Below are 5665 nucleotides of genomic sequence, written 5' to 3' on the forward strand. Positions count from 1 at the left end.
GAGGACACCGCCGAACGCCTCGGCCGCCCCGTCTCCGGCCACGGCCGCGCCCGCGTCAACAGCTCCACCGCACCCGACGACCAGTCCACCTGCCCGGTCCGCTCGTCCGCGTGCAGGGTCTTCGGCAGCACACCGTGCCGCATCGCGAGGACGGCCTTGATGACCCCGGTGACACCGGCGGCGAACTGGGTGTGGCCGAGGTTCGACTTCACCGAGCCCAGCCAGGCCGGGTGCTCCTGCGGCCGGCCCTGGCCGTAGGTGGCCAGCAGCTCGACGGCCTCGATCGGGTCGCCCAGCGCGGTGCCGGTGCCGTGCGCCTCCAGCAGGTCGACCTGGTCCGGCGTCAGCCGCGCCTCGGCGAGGGCCTGCCGGATCACCCGGCGCTGCGCGGCGCCGTTCGGCGCGGTCAGGCCGTTCGACCTGCCGTCCTGGTTGATCGCGCTGCCCCGGAGGACCGCGAGCACCGGGTGGCCGAGGCGGCGGGCGTCGGAGAGCCGCTCCACCAGCAGCAGGCCGACCCCCTCGGCCATGCTCATGCCGTCGGCGCCGGCGCCGAACGCCTTGGAGCGGCCGTCACGGGCCAGGGCCCGCTGGCGGGCCAGCTCCAGGATGCCGTCCAGGGTGGACATCACCGTCACCCCGCCGGCCAGGGCGAGGTCGCACTCGCCCTGGCGCAGCGAGCGGGCCGCGAGGTGCAGCGCGACCAGCGAGGACGAGCAGGCCGTGTCCACCGTGACGGCCGGCCCCTCCAGCCCGAGCGTGTAGGAGACCCGACCGGAGGCGACGCTGCCCGAGCGGCCGTTGCCCAGGTAGCCCTCCAGCCCGTCCGGCACCCGGCCCAGCCGGGTGCCGTAGTCGTGGTAGCCGAGGCCCGCGAAGACGCCGGTCCGGCTGCCGCGCAGGGAGTGCGGGTCGATGCCCGCCGCCTCGACGGCCTCCCAGGAGGTCTCCAGCAGCAGCCGCTGCTGCGGGTCCATCCCGAGCGCCTCGCGCGGCGAGATGCCGAAGAACTCCGCGTCGAACTCCGCGACGTCCGTCAGGAAGCCGCCCTGCCGGACGTAGAACGTGCCGGGCACGTCCGGGTCGGGGTCGTACCGGCCGTCGATGTCCCAGCCGCGGTCCCGGGGCAGGTCGGCGATCACGTCCGCGCCGTCGGTCAGCAGCGTCCAGAGGTCCTGCGGGGTGCGCACCCCGCCCGGGAGGCGGCAGGCCATGCCCACGATCGCGATCGGTTCGGGCGCGGGGTCGGCGAGTTCGGCGTTCTGCCGGCGCAGCAGCTCGTTCTCCTTCAGCGAGAGCCGCAGGGCTTCGACGAGGCGGTCCTGGGTCTCAGCCATCTTTCCTCCACTGGCGGTTCCGGGTCGGTCGGCATGCGGGGCCCGGGCGGGCGGACCGGCCGGGCGGTCGGGGCGCGGCGTCATGTCGTGCTGCCGAACGCGCGGGCGATCAGGTCTTCGGCGTCCATGCCGTCGAGCCGGTCCAGCTCGTCCTCCGCGACGGGCGCCGGGTCGGACGTCGGGTCGGACGTCGGGTCGGACGCCGAGACAGGGGACGGCTCGGGGGGCGGCCCGGGGGCCGCTGCGGGGGCCGGGGCCTCCTCGGCGAGGCCCAACAGCACGTCGAGCAGGCCCAGTTCCCGCAGCCGGTCGAGCGGCAGCGCGGCGAGGGTCCGGCGGATCCCGTCCTCGTCGGCGCCGGTACCGGGCACCGCGGCGGCCCCGGCCCCGGGCGCCTCCCCGTCGGGGAAGAGCTCCCGCCGCAGCCGCTCGGCGAGTTCGCGCGCGCTCGGGCTCTCGAAGACCACGGTGGCGGGCAGCCGTAGCCCGGTCGCCGTGTTCAGCCGGTTGCGCAGCTCGACGGCGGTCAGCGAGTCGAAGCCGAGGTCCTTGAAGGGGCGGTCCGCCCCCACCAGGTCCGGCCCGTCGTGGCCGAGCACGGTGGCGGCGTGGCCCCGGACCGCCCGCAGCAGGACGCGGGTGCGTTCGGCCGCGGGCAGCCTGGTCAGCCGCAGGACGAGGGAACCGTCCTCCGGCCGGCCGGTGCCGGCCGTCCGGCGCGCCGGGGCGACCAGCTCGCGCAGCAGCGGGGGGACGTCCCCGCCGCGCTCGCGCAGGCCGGCCAGGTCGAGCGGCGCGGCCACCAGCGTCGACCGGTCCAGCCGGACCGCGGCGTCGAACAGGGCGAGGCCCTGCTCCGGGGTCATCCCGAGGGCGCCGCTCCTGGCCAGCCGGCCGTGGTCGCTCGCGCCGAGGTGTCCGGTCATCCCGCTGCTGGGCTCCCAGAGCCCCCAGGCGAGCGAGAGCGCCGGCCGGCCGGCCTCCCGCCGCCGGGCGGCGAGCGCGTCCAGGAAGGCGTTGGCCGCCGCGTAGTTGGCCTGCCCGGGGCTGCCGAAGACACCGGCGGCCGAGGAGTAGAGGACGAAGGCGGCGAGGTCCTCACCGGCGGTGAGCTCGTGCAGCGCGAGTGCCGCGTCGGCCTTGGGCCGCAGCACCGCGTCCAGTTGCTCGGCGGTCAGGGACTCCACCACGCCGTCGTCGAGCACGCCCGCGGTGTGCACGACGCCGCTCAGTGGCGGTCGGACCCCGGCGAGCAGCTCCCGCAGCGCGTCGCGGTCGGCGGTGTCGCAGGCCGCGATGGTCACCTCGGCGCCCAGTTCGCGCAGCGAGGCCTCCAGTTCACCGGCACCCTCGGCCGCCGGGCCACCACGGCCCACCAGCAGCAGATGCCGCACCCCGTACGCCGTCACCAGGTGCCGGGCCAGCAACGACCCCAGCGTGCCGGTACCACCGGTGACCAGCACCGTGCCCTCGGGGCCCAGCTGCCGGGGGACGGTCAGCACGACCTTGCCGACCAGCTTGGCCTGGCTCAGCTCCCGGAAGGCCTCGGGTGCCCGCCGGACGTCCCAGCAGGTCGTCGGCAGCGGCGACAGCACGCCCTGCTCGAAGAGGTCCACCAGTTCGGCCAGCATCTGCTGGATCCGGTCCGGGCCGGCGGCCGCCACCAGGTCGAACGCCCGGTAGGTCACGCCCGGGTGCGCGGCGGCCACCTCGTCGGCGGCGCGGACGTCGGTCTTGCCCAGCTCGACGAACCTTCCGCCACGGGGCAGCAGGCGCAGCGAGGCGTCGACGAACTCCCCCGCGAGGCAGTCCAGGACGACGTCCATCCCGCGCCCGCCGCTGGCCGCCAGGAACGCCTGCTCGAAGCCGGTGGTCCGCGAGTCGGCGATGCGGTCGTCGTCGAGGCCGAGCGAGCGCAGCGCCGGCCACTTGCCCCGGCCGGCCGTGCCGTAGACCTCGGCGCCCCGGTGCCGGGCCAGTTGCACGGCGGCCGTTCCGACGCCGCCGGCGGCGGCGTGGATCAGCACCGACTCGCCGGGGCGCAGGTCGGCCAGGTCGTACAGGGCGTAGTAGGCCGTCAGGAAGGCGACCGGCATGGCCGCCGCCTCGGCGAACGACCAGCCCTCGGGAATCCGGGCCACCAGCCGGGCATCGGCCACCGCGACCGGTCCGAAGGACTTGGGCAGCATGCCGAGGACGCGGTCCCCGGGGGCGAAGCCGGTCACCCCCGGGCCGGTCTCCAGCACCACCCCGGCGCCCTCGCCGCCGAGGTACGCCGCCGGGTCCGGGTACATCCCCAGCGCGACCAGGGTGTCCCGGAAGTTCAGTCCGGCCGCGCGGACCGCGATCCGCAGCTCGCCGGCGGCCAGCGGCGCGAGCGCCTCGGGGTGCGGGGCGAACGCCAGGCCCTCCAGGGTGCCCGACGCGTCGGCGGTCAGGTGCCAGGCGGGCATGTCGGGCCGCTCAGGCGTGGCGGGCCGCTCAGGCGTGGCGGGCAGCTCAGTCGGGTCGGGCAGTGCCAGTTCACCCCGGGCCGCCACCGCCCGGGCCAGCCGGGGGACGTGCAGTACGCCGTCGCGGACCGCGAGTTGGGGCTCGCCGGTGGCGACGGCGGCGTCCAGCAGCCCGGGGGCGGCGGGATCGTCGTCGAGGTCGACGAGGACGAACCGGCCGGGGTGCTCGGCCTGGGCGGAGCGGAGCAGCCCCAGCACGGCGGCGCCCACCGGGTCCGGCGCGCCGTCCGTCGCCCGGGCGGCCACCGCACCGCGGGTCACCACGGCCAGCGGGCCCGCGTCGGCGGGGGTTTCGGCCAGCCTGGCCCGGACCTCCGTCAGTGCGTGCCGGACGGCGTCCCGGACGGCCCGGGCCGGGTCGGCGTCGCCCGCCGCGGTGACCAGGATCCGCGCCGTCCGCGCGACCGGTCCGGCCGGGAGCGGCAGCGGCTGCCAGGCCACGTCGAAGAGCGCGTCGGGGGCCACCGCCTCGCGCTGCGCGAGCGCGCCGCCCGGGATCTCCCGGACCAGCAGCGAGGCCGCCGAGGCCACCGGACGGCCGTCCTCGTCGGCGACCAGCAGCGACACGCTGTCCTCACCGGTCGGCACCAGCCGGACCCGCAGCGCCGTGGCGCCCGAGGCGTGCAGGCGGAACCCGCTCCACGAGAAGGGGAGCCGGGCGGCGCCGCCGACGCCCTGGAGCGCCCAGGCGTGCAGGGCGCTGTCCAGCAGGGCGGGGTGCAGTCCGTAGCGCCCGGCCCCGGCGCGCTCGGACTCCGGGAGGCCGACCTCGGCGAAGAGCTCCGGACCGCGCCGCCAGAGGGTCCGCAGGCCGCGGAACGCCGGTCCGTAGCGGTACCCGGCCTCGTCGAGGCCCTCGTAGAAGCCCGCGGTGTCCACCGCGACCGCACCGGCGGGGGGCCAGACGGCCAGGTCGGCCGGCTCCTCCACGGGGTCGGCCGGGGCGAGGGTCCCGGAGGCGTGCCTGGTCCACGGTCGCCCCTCGCCCGGGCGGGCGTGGACGGTCACCGTGCGCCGTCCGGTGTCGTCGGCGTCCCCGACCGCGACCTGGATGCCGACCGCCGACCGCTCGGGCAGCGCCAGCGGCGCCTCGATGACCAGTTCCCCGACGACCGGGCAGCCGGCCTCGTCACCGGCCCGGACGGCCAGCTCGACGAAGGCCGTCCCCGGCAGCAGCACCGTCTCCCGCACGGCGTGGTCGGCGAGCCACGGGTGGCCGCGCCGCGACAGCCGGCCGGTGAGCAGCAGGCCGTCACCGCCCGCCGGGGCGACCACGGCGCCGAGCAGCGGATGGCCGGCGTCCCCCAGCCCGAGGCCGACGGCCGAGCCGCCCTGCTCGTCCGCCGCGGTCCGCACCCAGTAACGGCGGCGCTGGAAGGCGTAGGTGGGCAGCTCGACCGGGCGGCCACCGGCGGTGGCGGCGCTCCAGTCGACCGGCACACCGGCGGCCCAGAGCCCGGCCACCGAGGCCAGCAAGCGCTCCGGCCCGCCCTCGTCACGGCGCAGCGTGCCCGTCACCGTCGCCGTGGCCTCCGCGCTCTCGACGGTGTCCTGGACGCTGGTGGTCAGCACCGGGTGGGGGCTGACCTCGACGAAGACCCGGTGGCCGTCGTCGAGCAGCGCCCGGGTGGCGGCCTCGAACTCCACCGGCTGCCGCAGATTGGCGTACCAGTAGGCGGCGTCGAGCTCCCGCCCCTCCATCGTCTTCCCGGTCGTCGAGGAGTAGAACGGCACCTCGGCCGGTCCCGGCTCGACCGGCGCGAGCACCGCCAGCAGTTCCTCGCGCAACCGCTCCACCTGCGAGGTGTGCGAGGC

At 77.1% G+C, this 5665-nt stretch carries 2 protein-coding genes; both read right to left on the reverse strand.

The annotated features are described in order from the left end of the window. The coding region (locus ACZ34W_RS38235) for a type I polyketide synthase (protein WP_465611060.1) at nucleotides 1–1337 on the reverse strand (1337 nt) is incomplete at its 3' end. A gap of 80 nt (nucleotides 1338–1417) precedes the next feature. Then, nucleotides 1418–5665: SDR family NAD(P)-dependent oxidoreductase (locus tag ACZ34W_RS38240; RefSeq protein ID WP_465611062.1), on the reverse strand; the 4248-nt coding region annotated here is incomplete at its 5' end.

It is taken from the genome of Kitasatospora sp. NPDC022856, from assembly GCF_055561235.1.